The sequence below is a fragment of the Curtobacterium sp. MCBA15_008 genome, assembly GCF_001865065.1.
In the GTDB taxonomy this organism is placed as follows: Bacteria; Actinomycetota; Actinomycetes; order Actinomycetales; family Microbacteriaceae; genus Curtobacterium.
The window spans coordinates 12787-31307 of record NZ_MJGN01000014.1; the positions used below are offsets into that span (position 1 = coordinate 12787).

The window sequence follows — 18521 nt, forward strand, 5'->3', positions numbered from 1 at the left end:
CGTTGCACCCCGGTGTGCGCGGGTGCGACGTGCGTGCGGGGGTGCAACTCGCCCGGGGCTGGCGCGGGCGACCGGCACGCGCGACCGGCGCGCACGGTACGGCACGGCACGGCACGGCACAGCGCGCTGCGGACGTGGCCGAGCGCGGTGCCCCCGATTGCACCTGCGTGCGGACGTTGCGCCCCGGTGTGCGCGGGTGCGACGCGCGTGCGGGGGTGCAACTCGCCCGGGGCGGCGCGTGCGCGCTTCGTCCGCACGGTGTCGGCTCCGCCGAGGTTGCGTTCTGCGGAAGGGACGGGCAGGCCTGGAGGCGCGTGGGGCGCTGGTCAGCGCGTCGCGCGCAGGCGGGCGAGCTGCTTCAGGACGTCGGTCAGCGCCGCCGGGTCGGCGATGCGGTAGCGGGCGAGCGTGTCGCCCTCCCCCACCTTCACGCCGACGTCCCCGTCGCCGAGGACGCGGAAGCCGTCCTCGTCGGTGACGTCGTCGCCGGCGAAGAACACCGCGTCGGCACCGCGCAGGTCGCGCAGGCGGGCGATCGCGTCGCCCTTCGTGACGTGCCGGACCGCGAACTCGAGGATGTCCTTGCCGCCGCGCTCGAGGACGTCCGCGTCGGCGTCGTGCGCCGCTCGGCTCGCCGCGGCGTTCGCCTCGGCGGCGACCTCGGCGCTGACCCGGCGGGTGTGCACGCCGTGCCCGGCGGGCTTGTGCTCGATGACGACGCCCGGGAACCGCGTGCCGACTTCGTCGAGGGCTGCTCCGATGCGTGCGACACGGGCGACCTCGTCGTCCGTGAGCGCCGCCTCGTCGTGCCCGTCGACCCGCCACTCGACGCCGTGCGAGCCCACCAGGGCCATCTCGGCTGGCGCGTGCGTCACCGCCGCGAGGCTGCCGAGCGGACGACCGGAGACGAGCACGACCTCGGTGTCCTTCGCACGCTGCAGGGTGAGCACGGCCGCCCACGACCCGGGCAGCGCCCCGACCTCGGACGGGTCGTCGGCGAACGGCGCCAGGGTGCCGTCGAAGTCGAGGGCGACGATCAGTCGCGGCGCAGCCGCGAGCGTCTCGAGGGCCGCCGTCAGGTCGGTCGTCGCGGTGGTCTCGTCACGCATCACGTGCCTCCCGGGTGTCCTCGGCGGCACGCGCGGTCTGGGCGTCCTCGTCGAAGATGGACATGTTGTCGGTCTGCGCGTCCCGGTGCCGGTCCGTCGGCTCCGTCGCGTTCGGGTCGATCTGGGCGTCGCGCGGCGCGTGCCGGTCGAGCGCCTCGAGGAAGGACCGCGACCAGCGGGCCACGTCGTTCTCGCGGACCCGCTTGCGGAGGGCACGCATCCGGGTGGACCGCTCGCGGCGGGGCATCTCGATGGCGCGCTGGATCGAGTCCTTGAGGGCCCCGATGTCGTGCGGGTTGACGATCACGGCCTGCTTCAGTTCGTCGGCGGCACCGGCGAACTCGGAGAGGATCAGGACGCCGTCGTTGTCGAACCGGGCAGCCACGTACTCCTTCGCGACGAGGTTCATGCCGTCGCGCAGCGCGGTGACGAGCATGATGTCGGCGGCGAGGTAGAGCGCCACCATCTCCTCGCGCGGGTAGCCGTGGTGCAGGTACGCGATCGGCTGGTGCCCGATCACGCCGAGGTCGCCGTTGATGCGCCCGACGGTGAGCTCGATCTCGTCGCGGAGCGTCGCGTAGGTGTCGACGCGCTCACGGCTCGGGCTGGCGACCTGGACGAGCGTGGCGTCCTCCACCGCGATGCGGCCGTCCTCGACGAGCTCGCCGAACGCCTTGATGCGGTGCCGGATGCCCTTCGTGTAGTCGAGCCGGTCGACGCCGAGCAGCACGGTCTTCGGGTTGCCGAGGCTCGCCCGGATCTCGCGGGCGCGTTCCTGCACCTCGGGCCGGTGGGCGATCTCCTCGAAGCCGGCGGCGTCGATCGAGATCGGGAAGTGCCGCGCCTCGACGTGGCGCACCGTGATGCCCTTGCGGCTGCGCGGCGCGGCCGGGTCGTCGACCGGGACGTCGATCGTCGAGCCCTTGGTCGTGTAGCCCTTGATGTGCCGGACGGCGCGGAGGAAGTCGCTCGCGTCGTCGTGGCGCTGGAAGCCGATGACGTCGGCCCCGAGCAGCCCGTCGAGGATCTGCGCGCGCCACGGCAGCTGCGCGTAGATGCCGACGGGCGGGAACGGGATGTGGTTGAAGAACCCGATGGTGAGGTCGGGGCGGCGCTCCCGCAGCAGCGCCGGCACGAGCTGCAGCTGGTAGTCCTGCACCCAGACGATGCCGTCCTGCTCGACGATCTCGGCGATCTGGTCGGCGAAGCGCTCGTTCACCTGCTGGTACGCGTTCCACCAGTCGCGGTGGTAGCTCGGGTGCTCGATGACGTCGTGGTAGAGCGGCCAGAGCGTGTCGTTGCTGAAGCCCTCGTAGTAGTCCTCGACGTCGGACGCGCTGAGCGGGACCGGGACGATGTGGATGCCCTCGTTGTCGAACGGCGCGACCTCGACGTCGGGCTGCCCGACCCAGCCGACCCAGGCTCCGTCGTTCGCGCGCATCACCGGCTCGAGCGCGGTCACCAGGCCACCGGGCGAGTGCCGCCAGCCCTCGTTGCCGTCCTCGTCGACGACGCGGTCCACCGGCAGGCGGTTGGAGGCGACGACGAAGGAGTACCGGGTCTGTTCGGTGCGCGGTGATGCCATGGGGTGGTGGGGTCTCCGTTCCGCCCGGCTCGTGCACCGGGTCCAGCCGTAAGTTACCAGCGCACCGACAGCGGATTCACGGTGGTTCGGCGGGTTGCCGCCGTTCGCTGACGATCCGGACAGCCTCGGTGCCCCGGGACGACCGGTGCCGTGGGCGCCGCCGCCCGCTCACTAGGCTCGTCGGCATGGTCGTGACACGTGCGTGGCGGAACGGGACGGCGGCGGAACGGGACTTCCCGGTCGAGCGGGTCTCGGACCTCATCGGGGCCGACGACACCTTCGTCTGGGTCGACTACACCGACCCCCGCGCCGCCGACCTCGAACAGGTCGAGGAGGAGCTCGGCATCCACGCGCTCGCCGTCGAGGACGCCGTCGAACGCGGGCAGCGGCCGAAGCTCGACCGGTACCGCGACAGCCTCTTCCTGGTCGTCTACGACGTCGACGGGCTCGACGCCGACGGGGAGCTCGTCACCCACGAGGTGAAGGCGTTCGTCACACGGCAGGCGCTCGTCACGATCCACGGCGCCGACGTCGACACCGCTGCGATCGGACGACGGCTCGACGCGAACGCCGACATCGCCGACCACGGGGTGCCGTGGCTCGTGTGGGGGCTGCTCGACGCCGTCACCGACCACGCCACCGGCACCGTCGAGGACATCGAGCGCCGGATCGACGAGCTCGAGGACGACCTGTTCGAGCACGGCGACCCCCGCGAACAGCAGATCCAGCGCCGGTCGTTCCGGCTCCGGAAGGCGCTCGGGGTCCTCCGCCGCCAGGTCGTCCCCACCCGCGACAGCGTCGCGTCGCTCCTGCACGGGGACGCCGAGACGATCTCCGACGGCATCCGTCCGTACTTCCGCGACGTCGAGGACCACCTGCAGTCGATCGCCGACTCGGTCGACCAGCTGCGGGACGCGGTGTCGAGCGTGCTGGACACGAACCTCAACCTCGCGTCGAACCGCCAGAACACGGTGATGAAGAAGGTGACGAGCTGGGCGGCGATCATCGCGATCCCGACCGCCATCACGGGGTTCTTCGGTCAGAACGTGACGTTCCCGGGCGAGGGGCAGTGGGGCGGGCTGTTCGCGTCGCTGGCGCTCATCGTGGCGTCGTCGCTCGTGCTCTACCGGGTGTTCAAGGCGAAGGACTGGCTCTAGCGAACGCCCCGGCGGACCGCTACAGGCGGAGCGCCAGCACGCCCGCCACGACGGTCAGCGGCGCGACCACGCAGCCGAGCGCCATGTACTTCCCCCACGACAGGTGCACGCCCTCGGCCGAGAGCCGTGCGTGCCAGAGCAGCGTCGCCAGGGAGGCCCACGGCGTGATGAGGCACCCCGCGTTCACCCCGACGAGGAGCGCCGCGTAGCGCAGCGCTTCGTGTCCCGCGGCCGGCTCGAGCACCAGGTAGGCGGGCAGGTTGTCGATCGCGTTCGCGGCCAGCGCGCCGGCCCCACCGAGGGCGAGCAGCGCCCCGGTCCCCGTCCCGCCGGACACCGCCTGCACGATCGGGTCGGTGAGCCCGGTGGTGTGCAGGGTCTCGACCACGACGAACAACCCGGCCGCGAACACGAGCGTCGACCACGGCACCCGTGACGGCTTGAGCTCCGACGGGGCTCGGAACGCCGCGACCGCGACGAGCAGCACGGCCGCAGCGATCGCGGCGATCCACACGGTGACGCCGGCGGTGAGGGCGACGACGAGGGCGACGAGCACCCCGGACGCCGACCAGAAGAACACGGGGTCGGTCGCCTGGCGCACGGAGACCGGCGTGTAGCGACCGAAGAGCTTGCCGCGGAACACCACGAGGAGGACCGCGCAGGGAACGACCACCCCGGCGAGCGCCGCCCACACCATGAGCCCGGCGAACGGGATCGGACCGTCGAGCCCGATCCGGTCGACGGCGAGCAGGTTCGTCAGGTTCGACACCGGCAGCAGCAGGGACGCCGTGTTGGCGAGCCACACCGTCGTCAGCGCGAACGGCATCGGTGGCAGGCCGACGCGGCGGGCGAGCGTGATGACGATCGGCGTGAGCAGCACCGCGGTCGTGTCGATCGACAGGAAGACGGTGCACACGACGGCGAGCACGACGACCGCGCCCCAGAGCCCGATCGTGCGACCGCCCCCGACCCGGGCCGCGAGGTCGGCGAGCCGGTCGAACACCCCGGCGTCGGCCGCCAGCTCGGCGACGATCGTGAGTCCGAGGACGAACGCCAGCACCGGGACGACCCGGTCGGCGAGGGTGGCGAGGTCGGACAGGGGCAGCAGGCCGAGGGCGACGCAGACCGCGCCGACCACGAGCAGGGCTCCCCCGATGACGGCCTGACGCAACGGCGGCTCCTCGGGACGTGCACCGGCAGGGCGACCGGCGGCGCTCCAATGTACTGGCCGGTAGCGTGGACGGGACGACGACAGGAGGAACCCGTGCGGAAGTTCATGTTCAACGGTGCCGTGTGGAGCTCGATCATCAGTGGCTACAGCGTGGTGCAGACGACGCGGCAGGGCCCCCGCGACTGGCGCCTGGCGCTGACGTGGGTGGCGTGGCTCGCGACGACCATCGTCGCGATCGGCACGGTCGTCGAGGACGACCGCGCCGTGAAGGCGCGGCAGCCCTAGGGAGCAGCGCAGCGGTCGTGGACGCGACCGGGTGACGCACTGGAGGCACGTGGCGGGTTCGCCCCGTGCCTCCAGTGCGTCACGGGGCCAGGCTCCGTGCGCTCAGCGTTCCGACCGCGGGATGTCGGAGGTCTGGATCGGCCCGGTGAAGAGCGCGCCGTCCTGCTGGTCGGGGCTGAACAGCGCCGAGGCGGACGCCGTCGACGCGGCGCGCCGCGAGGACCGCGGCTCGGCCGCGGCGTCGACCATGAGCACGCGCTGCACCGGCTGCGCGTCCGGGTGGGTGCGCTGGATCCAGGCGACGAGCTCCTCGCGGACGTAGCAGCGCAGGTCGAAGAGCGACGGGGCGTCGTGGGCGGTGACGAGCACCCGGACGTGCACGAACCCCTGCACGGCGTCCGTCACCTGCAGGACCTGCACGCGGCGGTCCCACAGCTCGGTGCGCTCGAGGATGCGCTCGAGTTCGGCGCGCATCTCCCCCGGCCGGACCCGCCAGTCGAGGTCGAACTCGACGGCGCCGAGCAGTTCGCTGTTGGTCCGCGTCCAGTTCTCGAACGGCGTGCTCGTGAAGTACGTCGACGGGAGCACGAAGCGGCGGTCGTCCCAGAGGTGCACGACGACGTAGGTGAGGGTGATCTCCTCGATGCGCCCCCACTGCTGCTCGACCACCACGACGTCGTCCACCCGGATCGACCCCGAGAAGGCGAGCTGCATGCCCGCGAAGACGTTGCCGAGCGTGGACTGCGCCGCGAGACCGGCGATGACCGAGATGAGCCCCGCCGACGCCAGGACGCTCGCGCCCGCCGCCTCGACCCCGGGGAAGGTCAGCAGGATCGCGCCGACGCCGATGATCACGAGCACGGCGACGGTCAACCGGCGGAGCACGAGGACCTGCGTCCGGATCCGTCGGGCGACACGGTTGTCCGGCACGTCGACGCGGTAGCGGTGCAGGCCGAGGCTCTCCAGGAAGATCGCGATCTCGCACGCCAGCCACGTGCCGACGCCGATCGTCACGATGAGGAAGGTGTGCGAGACCTCGTCGCGCCACGGGTACGCGACGGCGTCGCGCGGGACGCTCGTCGAGAACGCCGCCCACACGAGGGCGACCAGGAGCATGGTCCGGGCAGGGTGCTTCGTGCGCCGGGAGAGCACGGCGGCCCAGCGCTTCCGCCGGGCGACCGCGCGGAACACCAGGTGCAGGACGACGGCGGCGACGGCGGTGACGAGGAGCGCGAAGCCGATCGCCACGAGGAGTCGGAGGAGGATGTCCATCCCTCCATCGAAGCAACCGACGACGGACGTCGTTCAGGGAGGCGACCGGTCGGACGTCGGACGCGACCGGGCGGACGACAGGAGGCGCGGTGCCGGACCGGCACCGCGCCTCCAGGCAGGGAGCGCTACTCCTTCGACGACGTGAGGGAGTCCACGTAGTCCTCGTGCTCGCCGACCCACTTCTTCACGATCGACTGGTACTCGGACTGGTCGGCCCCGCTGTTCACGAGGGCGTCCTCCAACGAGTAGAGCGTGTCGGAGTCCATCTCGAACGACTGCAGCCACTTCTGCGCCTGCGGGAAGTCGTCACCGAAGTCCTCGTTCACGATGGTGTGGATGCTCTCGTTCTTGCCGAGCGCGCCCTTCGGGTCCTCGAGGTCCTTCACGTCGAAGGCGTTGTACGCCCAGTGCGGACGCCAGAGCGTCACGACGATGTCACTGCCGTCCTTCTCGGACTTCTTCAGCTCGGAGAGCATGGCCGGCGTCGAACTCGTCACCAGGTCCCAGTCCTCCAGCCCGTAGGCCTTCATGACCTTGTCCTTCACCAGCGCGGTCTCGCCGGCGCCCGGCTCGATGCCGACGATCCGGCCGCCGAAGTCGTCCTTGTGCGCGGCGAGGTCGGCGAGGGAGTCGATCGGCGCGTCGGCGTTCACCGTGAGCTCGAGCGACGCCTGGTCGTTCCACGCGCCGAGGTCCTCGAGCGTCTCGCCGTACTTGTCCATGTACTGCTTGTGGGTGTTCGGCAGCCAGGTGTCGAGCACGGCGTCGTAGTCGCCCTGTGCGAGGCCCTGGTACGCCGGCGCGGGGTCGGCGTAGTCGAGCTCGACGTCGTAGCCCTTCTGCTCGAGCACGTACTTCCACAGCTCGCTGGCCGCGGTGTCCTCGTCCCAGCCGTTGAAGACGACCATCTTCATCGACTTCTGGTCGCCGTTCTCGACGGTGCCGGAGGCGCTGCTCGTCCCGGGGGGCGAGCAGGCGCTGAGGGCGAGGGCGGCGACGGCTCCGAGGCCGAGGGCGGACAGGGTCTTCGTGCGGTTCTTCATGGGTTCCTTCCTGGTTCGACGCGCGGACCGGGCAAGCCGGTGCCGCTCGTCGTCGTCACGACGTGCTGCCGTCGTGCGGTCGGGGGGGGCGTGCTGGGGTGGGCGTCGGGCAGGCGCGTCCGTCAGACGGTCGCCGGCACGGGCTGCTCGTCGCGGACCGCCTCGGGCTCCGTCGTGTCGCGTTCGCTCGCCGACGGGACGGGGCGCTTCGCCGGACGACGCCGCTCCGGGCGCTCGGCACCGAAGGCGGCGGTGACCCGGTCGAGGATGATCGCGAGCATGACGACCGAGATGCCGGCTTCGGCACCGAGGCCGACGTCGATGCGGTTCAGGGCGTTCACGATCTGTCCGCCGAGCCCGCCGGCGCCGACCATGCCGGCGATGACCACCATCGACAGGGAGAGCATGATGACTTGGTTGATCCCGGCCATGATGCTCGGTCGGGCGAGCGGGAGCTGGATCTGGCGCAGGATCCGCCAGGGGCTGGAACCGAACGCGGCACCGGCCTCGACGACCTCGCTGCTGACCCCGCGGATGCCCAGCTCGGTCAGTCGGACGCCGGGGGCGATGGCGAACACGATCGTCGCGATGATGCCGGGGACGGCGCCGATCCCGAAGAGGATGAGCGCGGGGATCAGGTAGACGAAGGCGGGCGTCGTCTGCATGAAGTCGAGCACGGGCTTGATGACCCGGCTCGCCGCGTCCGAGCGCGCTGCCCAGATGCCGAGCGGGACGCTCAGCACGACGGCGATGCCGGCGGCGACGAGCACGAGCGCGAGCGACTGCATCGCGGACGTCCACATGCCGATCGACACGACGAGCGCGAGCCCGACGAGGGTCCCGACGGCGAGCTTCCAGCCCTTGGCCCAGAACGCGATCGCACCGAGGACCACCATCACCGCCCAGAACGGCGGGACGGTGGTGAAGTACTCGATCCACTCGTAGAAGAACGTGAAGATCGCCGCGATGACGTCGAAGAGGCCGCCGAGGGCGGTGGTGATCCAGTCGACGATCGCGTCGACGGCGTCGCCGAGCGGGAGTCGGAATCCGAAGAGGTCGCTCATGCGTCTGCTCCGTTCTGGTCGGTCGTCGCGAGCGTCTGGTCGGTCGTCGCGAGCGTCGCGTCGAGGTCGGAGTCGGAGATGCGGGTGACCGGCTCGAGCACCGGGATCGGCATCGTCGAGGTCGGCACGTTGCCGAGTGCCGCCAGGAGCGTCACACGCGGGATGACCCCGAGCAGGCGCTCCTCGTCGTCCACGACGGCGATCGGCAGCGGCGACTCGACGGCGAGCTCGAACAGGTCGGTGAGCGCCGTGTCCGGGGCGACACGGGCGTACTCGGTGTTCACGATGGCGTCGAGGTTCGTGTCCCCGGCCTTCACCTGCCGCATCACGTGCCGGTCGCGCACCCAGCCCTCGAGCTTCCGGCCGCGACCCGTGACGAACACGGCGGCGGTCTGCAGGTCGCGCATCGTGCGGAGTGCACCGCGCGGGCCGACCGTCAGCGGCACCACGGCCCGAGCGGGCTCCATGACGCTCGCGGCGGTGAGCACGCGGGCCCGGTCGACGTCCTGCACGAACTGGGCGACGTAGTCGTTCGCCGGGTCGGTGAGGATGTCCTCCGGCGACCCGATCTGGACGATCCGGCCGTCGCGCATCACGGCGATCCGGTCCCCCAGGAACATCGCCTCGTTGAGGTCGTGGGTGATGAAGACGATCGTCTTGCCGAGCCGCTGCTGCAGGTCGACGAGCTGCTCCTGCATCTCGCGGCGGATGAGCGGGTCGAGCGCGCTGAACGCCTCGTCCATGAGCAGCACGTCGGTCTCGGCGGCGAGCGCACGGGCGATGCCGACACGCTGCTGCATGCCGCCGGAGAGCTCGTCCGGCTTGGCGTCCGCCCAGACGTCGAGGCCGACGAGGTCGATGACCTCGCGGGCCTTCGCGAGGCGGGTGGTCTTGTCGACGCCCTTCACCTCGAGGCCGTAGGCGACGTTCTCGAGCACGGTGCGGTGCGGCAGGAGCGCGAAGTGCTGGAACACCATCGAGACGCTCGTGCGCCGGATCTCGCGGACCTCCTTCGGCGGCGCCTTCGTGACGGTCCGACCGCCGATCTCGACGGTGCCGGCGGTCGGCTCGAGCAGCCCGTTCAGCATCCGGATGAGCGTGGACTTGCCGGAGCCGGAGAGGCCCATGACGACGAAGATCTCGCCGGGACGCACGTCGAAGGACGCGTCGATGACGGCGGCGGAACCGAGGTCGCGGACCTCGTCACGGGATGCGCCGGCAGCCAGACGGCGGACCGCCTCGCCGGGGCGGCGGCCGAACACCTTGTAGGCGCCGTGGACGCGCACGGCCGGCGCGCCGTTCGGGTCGTCCGGCGTGCTGGCACGCCGGTCCTGGGGTGGTGCGATGGTCAACGGTGCTCCTCGCGCGACCGTGGCGCGGGGAGGCGCACGGCGATCGCGGTGTGGTTGCGGACGGGTCGTCCGGCACCGTGTTCGGCGGCACCGCATCGAGCCCGCGCACCGGTTCTGCTTCACCGGTCAGGCGCAGGGCGAGCGATCACGCACGCGGGGGTCGTACTCGGGACGACCCCGGTCCGGCCGACCGTACGGTCACCTCGAGCGCTGCGTGGTTCGCACGCTCAGAGTGGACGCGTCCTGATCGTCGGTGTCCCTGAAGGGACGTTCAAGGCTATCCACGGGTGTCCCCCGTCGCGAATCGAGGTCCGCCGGAATCCCGGCAACGACGTACCCCGAACACGGCGTGTCGCCCACACCGATGCCGATCGGGATCGTGATCGGGTCGTTACAGTTCAGCCGACTCACATCGTTGTGTGCCGCCCCGCTCCACTCCACCTGTAGCGTGACGCGCATGACAGCGCAGAACGACACCGGCGTGAACCGTGCGCCCGCGAACGACTTCTCGCACGAGCAGGAGGGCTACCAGCACGGACTGAAGCCCCGGCAACTGCAGATGATCGCCATCGGCGGCGCCATCGGCACCGGCCTCTTCCTCGGAGCCGGCGGACGCCTGCACACCGCGGGCCCGGCGCTCGCCCTGACCTACCTGATCGCCGGGATCTTCGCGTTCTTCATCCTCCGCGCGCTCGGCGAGCTCGTGCTGCACCGCCCGTCTTCGGGGTCGTTCATCTCGTACGCCCGCGAGTTCTACGGCGAGAAGTTCGCCTACGCCGCCGGCTGGATGTACTTCCTGAACTGGGCGATGACGTCGATCGTGGACACCACCGCGGTCGCGATCTACCTGCAGTACTGGTCGGCGTTCACCGCGGCGCCGCAGTGGCTGCTCGCGCTCATCGCCCTGGTCGTCGTGCTCGCCGCCAACATGGTCGCGGTCAAGGTCTTCGGCGAACTCGAGTTCTGGTTCGCCCTCATCAAGGTCGCGGCGCTCGTGACCTTCCTGGTCGTCGCGATCATCTGGCTCGTCTTCGCGTTCCCGGTCGAGGCCGGCAGCGAAGCGGTCCGCACCGGGTTCTCGATCTGGGGTGACAACGGCGGGCTCTTCCCGAACGGCGTGCTCCCTGCGGTCATCGTGATCCAGGGCGTCGTGTTCGCGTACGCGGCCATCGAGCTCGTCGGGACGGCATCGGGTGAGACCCAGAACACCGAGAAGGTCATCCCCCGCGCCATCAACTCCGTCGTCTTCCGCATCGCGGTCTTCTACGTCGGGTCGATCGTGCTGCTCTCGCTGCTCCTGCCGTACACCGCGTACAAGGAGGGCGAGAGCCCCTTCGTGACGTTCTTCTCGTCGCTCGGCAACCCGCAGGTCGGCTCGATCGTCGGCGGCATCATGAACTTCGTCGTGCTCACCGCCGCGCTGTCGTCGCTCAACGCGGGGCTCTACTCGACCGGTCGCGCCCTGCACTCGATGGGCATGAACGGGTCGGCTCCGAAGTGGACCACCAAGATGTCGAAGGGCGGCGTGCCGTACGCCGGCATCCTGCTCACCGCGGCCTTCACCGTCGCCGGCGTCGTGCTCAACTACTTCGTGCCGAGCCAGGCCTTCGAGATCGCGCTGAACATCGCCAGCCTCGGGATCATCACGGCGTGGGGCACGATCATCCTCTGCCAGATGCGCCTGCGGCAGTGGGCGAAGCAGGGGCTCGCGAAGGAGCCGACGTTCCGCCTGCCCGGTGCCCCGGTGACCGCCTGGCTGACGCTGGCGTTCCTGGCGTCGGTCATCGTGCTGATGGCGATCGACTACCCCGTCGGCACCTACACGATCGCCTCGCTCGTGATCGTGATCCCGCTGCTCATCGTCGGCTGGTTCCTGCAGCGCGACCGGATCCTCCGCATCGCCGCCCTCCGCGAGGGCGTCACCGGGCCGTACCCGATCACCGGACGCGACCCCGCCAACCAGGTGCGCCGCGGCCACGACGGGGACGGCGACGGCACCGACTGAGGTCGGTCGGCTGACCGTGCGCGGCGGACGGCGGTCCGCAGACACGTCGCTGTCCGCATAGCGACACGAGCCGTCCTCGGATGGCGGAGGGTCCGGCACCCGTCGGTACGATCGGCGGGTGCCGGACCCTTCTGCCTCCCCCACGCTCGATCTCCAACTGACCTGGCGAGGCACGTTCGGCCGTGTCCGGGTCTACGACGACCGGGTGACTGCGGAGACGAGCTACGACCGCGACGGCCTGACGGCGGTGCCGATGGACGAGGTCCGCGGATGGCGACTCGGGCCGTGCGACTTCGACGCGGTGTGCGTCGAGTTCGTCGCACCGGACGAGACGTACCGCGTGCTGCTCGACACCTCCGACGAGCGGCTGGCCGAGCTGGCGCTCCGCCGGGTGCTCGGCACGCCCCTGCCGCAGGAGTCCTGAGCCCGGTCGGTCGGCCCGCTCAGTGGTCGTCCGGCGCGAACTGCGAGACGCGGAAGGTCGCTCCCTGCGGGTCCTGGAGCTCGACCGCACGCGTCCAGTACCCGTCCCAGGTGTCGAGCACCCGTCCGCCGAGCCGTTCCGCCCGCGCCGCAGCGTCGTCGCGGTCGGCCACACGGAACGACACGTGCCAGTCGTCCGGTCCGCCGTCGGTGCCCTCGAGCGCGGCGACGACGTCCGCGAAGCCCTCTGGCGCAGCGGCCTGCCGTTCGTGGATGGCCGGGTCCGACGTCGCTGCCAGGTGCTCGCCGTAGCCGGGCAGGCGGACCATCGTGCTCGGTCCTTCGCGGACGTCCGACACCCGCCACCCGAACAGCCGCTCGTAGAACGAGACCGCCTGCTCGGGCTCGCGAGCGCGGAGATCGCTGAACACCCAGCCGCCCGGCGCGTTGATGTGCTGCGCACCGAGCCGCTCGCGCGCCTGCCAGAGCGCGAACGCGGCGCCCCGTGGATCGGTGCAGTCGACACCGCGACCGGCAGAGCCCCCGGGTCCGGCGTCCGCGGGCTCGGCGGCGGTCCCGCCGAGTTCGACCACGCGGGCGGCGGTCGCGTCGGCGTCGTCCACCGCGATGTACGTGGTCCACGTCGCGGGGTCGTCGCTCGAGGTGATCGCCCCGACGTCGCGCCCGTCGACGCTCACGATGCGGTAGGAACCGGGCGCGCCCGGTGGCACGCGTTCCTCGGCGTCCCACCCGAAAACGCCGGCGTAGAAGGCCAGTGCGGCGTCCGGATCGGGGTGTCGGGCCTCGATCCAGCTCGGCACGCCCTGCGGGTACGAGCGAGGGGTCTCGTCGGTCATGGTGCCTCCGTGCGTCGGCCGGCGATCCACCGGATGCCCCTGGTCTACCCCGGACCGCCGACGCCGGGGCGCGCTGCCAGGGGCGGTGCCGACCGGGCTCAGTCGTCGGTGTCGACCTCGTCCGTGACGACCGCGCCGGAGCCGGCATCGATCCGGACGCTGTGCTTCGTGCCGGACGAGTCGCGGACGTCACCCTCCCAGACGACCTTCCCGAGGTGGTCGTCGAGCCCGAGCTCGGTGATCGTGCCAGCGTGCAGGTCCTCGAACTTCCGCACGGCGTCGCTGACGTCGAGGTCGGCCGCGGCGACGAAGCGCTCGTTCTCGGCCTTGTCGTCCGCGTCGGACTGCTCGGTGCGGGGCGACCCGTCCACCGCGGTGCCCTCGGCGTCGGTGCGCACCTCGTGCTCGTCGCCGTCGCCGGTCACCACGAGGACCTCGTAGGCGGCGGCGTTCTGCTCCTGCTCGACCGAGATCACGGTGCTGGACTCGACGGCCTTCCGGGCGGTCTCGACGGCGGCGAGCAGCGACTCGTTCGACGCGGCGTCGGCCGTGCTGCCCGAGGCCCCACCGGTCGCCGCGCTGCTGCTGCCCGAGCCGGACCCGGCGTCGGCGGCGTCCGAGTCGTCGGAGGCGCACCCGACGAGCGCGAGGGAGGCGACGAGCGGCAGCGCGGCGAGTCCGGCGAGGCGGCGCGCGGTGCGGCTGGTGGTGGTGGTGGTGCGGACGGTGTCGTTCTGGAGAGCGTTCATGCCGGCAAGACTGCCGACCGGGTGCTGAAGCAGACCTGAAGCGCCCTGGTCAGCCACCGAGTGCGATGCTCACCTCGAACCGCGCCCCACCCGTCGGAGCGTCGGTCACCCGGACGGTGCCACCGTGCACGCGGACCGCGTCGTGCACGATCGCGAGGCCGAGCCCGGCGCCGCCCGCGTCGCGGCTCCGGGCCTCGTCGAGCCGGACGAACCGCTCGAACACCCGGTCGCGGTCCCCCGGCGGCACCCCGGCGCCGTCGTCGTCCACGGTCAGCAGGGCGTCCCCGTCGACCTCGGCGAGGGCGACCGAGACGCGGGCGGTGGCGTGGCGGACCGCGTTGTCGACGAGGTTGCGGACGACGCCGGCGAGCACGCGGTCGTTGCCGAGCACCCGCGCCGGGCCGATCCCGGAGCCGTCGACCACCACGCCGCGCCCGCCCGGGTCCGCGCCGTCGGTACGCGCCCGCGCCCGGGCTACGGCGTCCAGTGCGAGGTCGTCGAGGTCCACCGACTTCGCGGCACCGATCCCGCCCTCGTCGAGCCGCGAGAGCTCGAGCAGCGCGGACACCAGGTCCTGCAGCCGGAGCGCCTCCGACCGCACCACGCCGGAGAGCTCGCCGACGTCGACACGGTCCGGGTGCGCGACGGCGACCTCGGCGTGCTGCCGGATCGTCGCGATCGGCGAGCGGAGCTCGTGCGAGGCGTCGGACACGAACCGGCGCTGCGCCTCGGCAGAGCGGTCGAGTCGCTCGAGCATGGCGTTCATCGTCGTCGCGAGCCGGGCGATCTCGTCGCCCGTGTCCGGCACGTCGACCCGGGCGTCGGGACGGGCCGTGCGGATCGTGTCGACCTCGCCCCGCATCCGGTCGACCGGACGGAGCGAGCGACCGGTGACTACCCACGTCACGAGCCCCATCAGGAGGACCAGGACGGGGACGCCGACCGCCAGCAGCCCGATCGCGGCGCGCAGGGCGGTGTCGGACTGCTCGAGCGAGGCCCCGTAGACGAGCGTGGCCTCGCCGCCGCCGGGCAGGTCGACGTCGTCGGCCACGAGCAGCCACCGCTCACCGTCGTGGTTCCAGCGGGACTCGTCGGCGGTCGGCAGGGCGGGCGGGTCGGCGTCGTCGCCGTGCGCGAGCACCGAACCGTCCTCGGCGACGACCTGCACGAGGACGTCCTCGTAGCCGCTCACGGCTGCGGCGCCGTCGGCCTCCACGCGCGAGGACGCCTGCTCGAGCCCGGCCTCCGCCGAGGTCCGCACGCCGTCGAGCAGCACGAGCCGGAGCACCACGACGAACGCCGCGGCACCGACGAGGAGCGCCGCGAGCACGACCGCCACGGCCCCGAGCGTGGTGCGCGCGCGGACCGACCGGAATCGTCGACGGCCGGACGACACACGGTCAGCCACCGTTCGCCGCCAACCGGTAGCCGGCACCGCGCACGGTCTCGAGCGCCGTCCGTCCGAACGGCCGGTCGAGCTTCCGGCGGAGGTGCCCGACGTAGACCTCGACGATGTTCGGGTCCCCCTCGAAGTCGACGTCCCAGACGTTGTCGATGACGTCCCGTTTCGAGCAGACCTGTCCGGCCCGCCGCGCGAGGAACTCGAGCACCGCGAACTCCCGGCTGGTCAGCTCGACGGGCGTTCCGGCGCGGGACACCGTGCGCGCGGCCGGGTCGACGACGAGGTCGCCGAGCGTCAGCACCGCCGGACGCTCGCGAGCGCCGCGACGGACCAGGGCACGGAGCCGTGCGACGAGCACGGGGTGCGAGAACGGCTTCGTCACGTAGTCGTCGGCACCGGCGTCCAGCGCCTCGACCTGGTCCCACTCGCCGTCCTTCGCCGTGAGCATGAGGACGGGGGTCCAGTCGCCGTCGGCACGCAGCTGCGCGCACACCGCCCAGCCGCTGAGGCCCGGCATCATCAGGTCGAGCACGATCGCGTCGTACGTGAACTCACGGGCGTGCCACAGGCCGTCGACGCCGTCGTGCGCGACGTCGACCGCCCAGCCCTCGGCCTCGAGGCCGCGGCGCACGCCGTCGGCGAGCCGCACTTCGTCGTCGACCACCAGCACACGCATGGGTCGATCCTCCCGGGTCCCGCTGAAGCGCGCCTGAAGCGGAGTGGACGGGACCGGGTACCGGACTGGAGGCGCGGTGCGGGCCCGCCACGCGCCTCCAGGCCGTCAGCCGGTCGCGTCAGCCGGTCGCGTCTGCCGCCGCTCAGACGAGCAGGAGGATCCCGGCGACCACGGCGGCGACGGCGATCGCCAGGGCGATGAGGAGCAGCACGAGGTGCACCGTGTAGAAGGTGGTCGGCTTGCCGGCGGCGTCCCGCGCTCGGCTGTCCTTCGCGACGCGCTGGAAGAAGCGCGGCCAGGTGACGACGTTGAAGACGGCACCGATGAACAGGACGAGGGCTGCGAAGACGGTCACCCGACGATCCTAGAGCCGGGGGCGGTGGTGCTCGGCCGCCCCCAACGCGGCCGAGACCCACCCCGGCGGCCACACGATCTGTAGCACCTGCTACAAACCCTACACGGCACCCTCGGCGGAGTCGAGCCATCCAGTGGGATCGGTGTCCCGCTGTCGGCTACGCCGTCTCGAGGGCCGCCTCGGCGTCGGACAGCGCGGTGCGCTCGGCCTCGCTGAGGGGTCGGCGCGCCCGCCGTGCGCCGTCGTTGATCTCCACGATGAGCCGGCTGAGCCGGGTGGCCGGGTCGACCGACTCCGGGTAGGCGTTGTCGATCCCGACGCGCTCGTGCAGGGGCGCGAGCCGGTGCAGTGCGACCTCGACCCGGCGCGACCGCCGACGGCGCGACACCTGGTGACCGATGACGAGCAGGAGCATCCCCGACGAGACGCAGATCACCGCCCCCGGCGTCGTGACGTCGTACGGCAGTGCCAGCGCGTGCGTGGTGTCGAGGTCGCCGAGCACGTGCGCCAGGTCCATCACCACGACGACCACCATCCGGACGACGCCGAGCACGCCGCCGAGCACGAGCACCCACAGCCCGACGAGGTCCGTCGTGGTGCGGGCCTCCCGGAGGCGCAGGACGCAGATGAGCCCCGTCGCACCCAGCGCCACCCCGAGGTAGACCGTCTGCGCGATCGAGTACACCGCGGCTGCCGGGTGCTGCCCCGCGTCGAGCATGAACGTCGTCGTGGTCGGCGGCTTGTCGAGCACCGTGAACGCCACGACGACCACGACCACCACGACGGCGCAGGTGACGACGATCGCGTTCCGCAGCCAGGGCCGCGCCGCCCCGACCGCCTTCGCCACGCCCCAGAGCAGCGTGCTCGTGCCGGCGACCATGAGGCAGTCGCTGATCACCGTGACGACGTTGAACCCGCCGAGCAGCGGATCGAGCCAGCGGTACAGCGGATCGACGTTCGTGACGATCGTCGCCGCGAAGAGCAGGAAGGTGACCGCGAGGGTCCGGTCCTGCCGACGCTGCAGCACGAGCAGCGTCACGGTGCCCGCGATGAGGAGGAGCGCCTCGACGACGGAGACGATCACCCGAAGACCCCGCGGAAGGCACTCGGACGGTCGCGGTGGTCGCGGATGAGCCCGGCCAGCCGGTCAGCGAAGACCTCGGCCTCGTGCTCGTACTCGTTCGAGAACAGTCCGCGGGCGAGCGCCCGCTCGACCTTGTACTCCGGCAGGTCCGGGATGACGTCGCGGATGTAGGCCGCCTGGGGCGCGTGGTCCTGGTGCCGGTGCAGGATGTGCCCGAGCTCGTGCCCGATCACGAACGACCGGAAGGTCCGCGACGCCGTCGGCGAGATCATGATGAGGTGCTGGCGCTCGAGCGTCGCGACGAACCCGCAGACCGGCTCCGCCGCGAGGAACGCCTCTTCGCGCACCACGATGGGCTTGCCGACCACGGTGGCCGCGGCGGACACGGCCTGGTCGACGTCCGACCAGCCCTCGGCGGCGCCGCGCGCCCAGAACTCCGCGACGAAGTCGGCCCGGTCGGGTCCGGCGGTCTGGTCCCGCGTCATACGACGCTCCCCCGCTCGGACTCCTCCTCGAGGACCTCGGCGATCCGGCGGAGCGCCTCGGGCGAGAGCTCGCCGGGGAACGTGCGGGCCGCGAACCCGCTGACCCGCGCCGACCGGAGGGACCGGACGAGCGCCAGCTGCGCACCGATGCGCTCGGGGACGTCGCTGTCCTCGAGCAGGAACCGTTCGTCGACCTCGAAGTACCCGGCGAGCAGCCGCAGGAGCCCGGTGTCACGGTTCCGCCGACCGTCGCCGGACAGCATGTAGGTCCACTTGGCGCGGGACAGCGAACCGCCCTGCTCGGCGACGTACTCCTCGATCGCGGCGAACGGCACGGGCGACCCGCGCTGGGCCTCCTCGAAGTCGAGCAGGAGGTTCAACCGGCGCGCGAGTTCGGCGGCGTCGAGGACACCGCCCTTCGGATCTGCTGTCGCCATGTCGATCGGA

19 protein-coding genes are annotated in these 18521 nt (G+C 71.7%); 4 read left to right on the forward strand and 15 right to left on the reverse strand.

Annotation, left to right across the window (positions count from 1 at the left end; all coding sequences use genetic code 11):
• Positions 1-326: 326 nt before the first annotated feature.
• The gene (otsB, locus tag BIU96_RS07440; RefSeq protein ID WP_071291986.1) at positions 327-1109 is read right to left on the reverse strand and encodes a trehalose-phosphatase; all 783 of its coding nucleotides are present in this window, start codon (positions 1107-1109) and stop codon (positions 327-329) included.
• Positions 1102-2694 carry an alpha,alpha-trehalose-phosphate synthase (UDP-forming) gene (gene otsA / locus BIU96_RS07445; protein WP_071291987.1) on the reverse strand — a complete coding sequence of 531 codons (1593 nt, stop codon included), beginning with the start codon at positions 2692-2694 and terminating at the stop codon, positions 1102-1104. The genes otsB and otsA overlap by 8 nt, the downstream gene beginning before the upstream one ends.
• 185 nt (positions 2695-2879) lie before the next feature.
• Here otsA and BIU96_RS07450 point away from each other — a divergent pair, with 185 nt between their 5' ends.
• On the forward strand, positions 2880-3851 hold the full coding sequence (locus BIU96_RS07450; RefSeq protein ID WP_071291988.1) for a magnesium transporter CorA family protein: 972 nt from the start codon (positions 2880-2882) through the stop codon (positions 3849-3851).
• 19 nt (positions 3852-3870) lie between these two features.
• On the opposite strand, the gene BIU96_RS07455 is transcribed toward BIU96_RS07450, so the two are convergent.
• A complete protein-coding gene (locus tag BIU96_RS07455; RefSeq protein WP_071291989.1) occupies positions 3871-5022 on the reverse strand; it encodes an SLC13 family permease in 1152 nt (383 codons plus the stop codon).
• A 93-nt stretch (positions 5023-5115) separates the two neighbouring features.
• On the opposite strand from BIU96_RS07455, the gene BIU96_RS07460 reads away from it, so the two are divergent.
• On the forward strand, positions 5116-5307 hold the full coding sequence (locus BIU96_RS07460; protein ID WP_071291990.1) for a hypothetical protein: 192 nt from the start codon (positions 5116-5118) through the stop codon (positions 5305-5307).
• A gap of 102 nt (positions 5308-5409) precedes the next feature.
• Here the strand turns inward: BIU96_RS07460 and BIU96_RS07465 are convergent, their stop codons facing one another.
• The 4 genes from BIU96_RS07465 to BIU96_RS07480 form a co-directional block, all read right to left on the reverse strand.
• Complete coding sequence (locus BIU96_RS07465; protein WP_071291991.1) at positions 5410-6579, reverse strand: mechanosensitive ion channel family protein; 1170 nt, start codon at positions 6577-6579, stop codon at positions 5410-5412.
• 125 nt (positions 6580-6704) lie between these two features.
• Entirely contained in the window at positions 6705-7622 is a 918-nt protein-coding gene (locus BIU96_RS07470; RefSeq protein WP_071291992.1) for a glycine betaine ABC transporter substrate-binding protein, read from the reverse strand.
• Between the two features lie 122 nt (positions 7623-7744).
• Positions 7745-8686 carry a proline/glycine betaine ABC transporter permease gene (locus tag BIU96_RS07475; RefSeq protein WP_071291993.1) on the reverse strand — a complete coding sequence of 314 codons (942 nt, stop codon included), beginning with the start codon at positions 8684-8686 and terminating at the stop codon, positions 7745-7747.
• Entirely contained in the window at positions 8683-9972 is a 1290-nt protein-coding gene (locus BIU96_RS07480; RefSeq protein WP_071292039.1) for a glycine betaine/L-proline ABC transporter ATP-binding protein, read from the reverse strand. The genes BIU96_RS07475 and BIU96_RS07480 overlap by 4 nt, the downstream gene beginning before the upstream one ends.
• A 523-nt stretch (positions 9973-10495) precedes the next feature.
• On the opposite strand from BIU96_RS07480, the gene BIU96_RS07490 reads away from it, so the two are divergent.
• Together BIU96_RS07490 and BIU96_RS07495 are read left to right on the forward strand one after the other, a co-directional pair.
• Positions 10496-12043, forward strand: coding sequence for an amino acid permease (locus tag BIU96_RS07490; protein ID WP_071292040.1), 1548 nt, complete (start codon positions 10496-10498; stop codon positions 12041-12043).
• A 118-nt stretch (positions 12044-12161) separates the two neighbouring features.
• Positions 12162-12467 carry a hypothetical protein gene (locus BIU96_RS07495; protein ID WP_071291995.1) on the forward strand — a complete coding sequence of 102 codons (306 nt, stop codon included), beginning with the start codon at positions 12162-12164 and terminating at the stop codon, positions 12465-12467.
• Positions 12468-12486: 19 nt separating this feature from the next.
• Here the strand turns inward: BIU96_RS07495 and BIU96_RS07500 are convergent, their stop codons facing one another.
• The 8 genes from BIU96_RS07500 to BIU96_RS07535 all read right to left on the reverse strand — a co-directional run bounded on the left by BIU96_RS07500 (position 12487) and on the right by BIU96_RS07535 (position 18511).
• Positions 12487-13323: a VOC family protein gene (locus tag BIU96_RS07500; RefSeq protein WP_071291996.1), complete on the reverse strand. Its 837-nt coding sequence runs from the start codon at positions 13321-13323 to the stop codon at positions 12487-12489.
• Positions 13324-13421: 98 nt separating this feature from the next.
• The gene (locus tag BIU96_RS07505; RefSeq protein ID WP_071291997.1) at positions 13422-14072 is read right to left on the reverse strand and encodes a PepSY domain-containing protein; all 651 of its coding nucleotides are present in this window, start codon (positions 14070-14072) and stop codon (positions 13422-13424) included.
• A gap of 49 nt (positions 14073-14121) precedes the next feature.
• Positions 14122-15411 carry a cell wall metabolism sensor histidine kinase WalK gene (locus BIU96_RS07510; RefSeq protein WP_254786024.1) on the reverse strand — a complete coding sequence of 430 codons (1290 nt, stop codon included), beginning with the start codon at positions 15409-15411 and terminating at the stop codon, positions 14122-14124.
• A 61-nt stretch (positions 15412-15472) separates the two neighbouring features.
• Entirely contained in the window at positions 15473-16150 is a 678-nt protein-coding gene (locus tag BIU96_RS07515; RefSeq protein ID WP_071291998.1) for a response regulator transcription factor, read from the reverse strand.
• 142 nt (positions 16151-16292) lie between these two features.
• Entirely contained in the window at positions 16293-16505 is a 213-nt protein-coding gene (locus BIU96_RS07520) for an SCO4848 family membrane protein (protein WP_070418512.1), read from the reverse strand.
• 157 nt (positions 16506-16662) lie between these two features.
• On the reverse strand, positions 16663-17589 hold the full coding sequence (locus BIU96_RS07525; RefSeq protein WP_071291999.1) for a hypothetical protein: 927 nt from the start codon (positions 17587-17589) through the stop codon (positions 16663-16665).
• The gene (locus BIU96_RS07530) at positions 17586-18074 is read right to left on the reverse strand and encodes an ImmA/IrrE family metallo-endopeptidase (protein WP_071292000.1); all 489 of its coding nucleotides are present in this window, start codon (positions 18072-18074) and stop codon (positions 17586-17588) included. Before BIU96_RS07530 ends, BIU96_RS07525 begins: the two co-directional genes overlap by 4 nt.
• Positions 18071-18511: a hypothetical protein gene (locus tag BIU96_RS07535; protein ID WP_071292001.1), complete on the reverse strand. Its 441-nt coding sequence runs from the start codon at positions 18509-18511 to the stop codon at positions 18071-18073. The genes BIU96_RS07530 and BIU96_RS07535 overlap by 4 nt, the downstream gene beginning before the upstream one ends.
• Between the last annotated feature and the right edge of the window lie 10 nt (positions 18512-18521).

Coding starts and splice junctions, on each gene's coding strand:
- otsB (WP_071291986.1), bottom strand. CDS start 1,109: ATGCGTGACGAGACCACCGCGACGACCGACCTGACGGCGGCCCTCGAG.
- otsA (WP_071291987.1), bottom strand. CDS start 2,694: ATGGCATCACCGCGCACCGAACAGACCCGGTACTCCTTCGTCGTCGCC.
- BIU96_RS07450 (WP_071291988.1), top strand. CDS start 2,880: ATGGTCGTGACACGTGCGTGGCGGAACGGGACGGCGGCGGAACGGGAC.
- BIU96_RS07465 (WP_071291991.1), bottom strand. CDS start 6,579: ATGGACATCCTCCTCCGACTCCTCGTGGCGATCGGCTTCGCGCTCCTC.
- BIU96_RS07470 (WP_071291992.1), bottom strand. CDS start 7,622: ATGAAGAACCGCACGAAGACCCTGTCCGCCCTCGGCCTCGGAGCCGTC.
- BIU96_RS07475 (WP_071291993.1), bottom strand. CDS start 8,686: ATGAGCGACCTCTTCGGATTCCGACTCCCGCTCGGCGACGCCGTCGAC.
- BIU96_RS07490 (WP_071292040.1), top strand. CDS start 10,496: ATGACAGCGCAGAACGACACCGGCGTGAACCGTGCGCCCGCGAACGAC.
- BIU96_RS07500 (WP_071291996.1), bottom strand. CDS start 13,323: ATGACCGACGAGACCCCTCGCTCGTACCCGCAGGGCGTGCCGAGCTGG.
- BIU96_RS07505 (WP_071291997.1), bottom strand. CDS start 14,072: ATGAACGCTCTCCAGAACGACACCGTCCGCACCACCACCACCACCAGC.
- BIU96_RS07515 (WP_071291998.1), bottom strand. CDS start 16,150: ATGCGTGTGCTGGTGGTCGACGACGAAGTGCGGCTCGCCGACGGCGTG.
- BIU96_RS07530 (WP_071292000.1), bottom strand. CDS start 18,074: ATGACGCGGGACCAGACCGCCGGACCCGACCGGGCCGACTTCGTCGCG.
- BIU96_RS07535 (WP_071292001.1), bottom strand. CDS start 18,511: ATGGCGACAGCAGATCCGAAGGGCGGTGTCCTCGACGCCGCCGAACTC.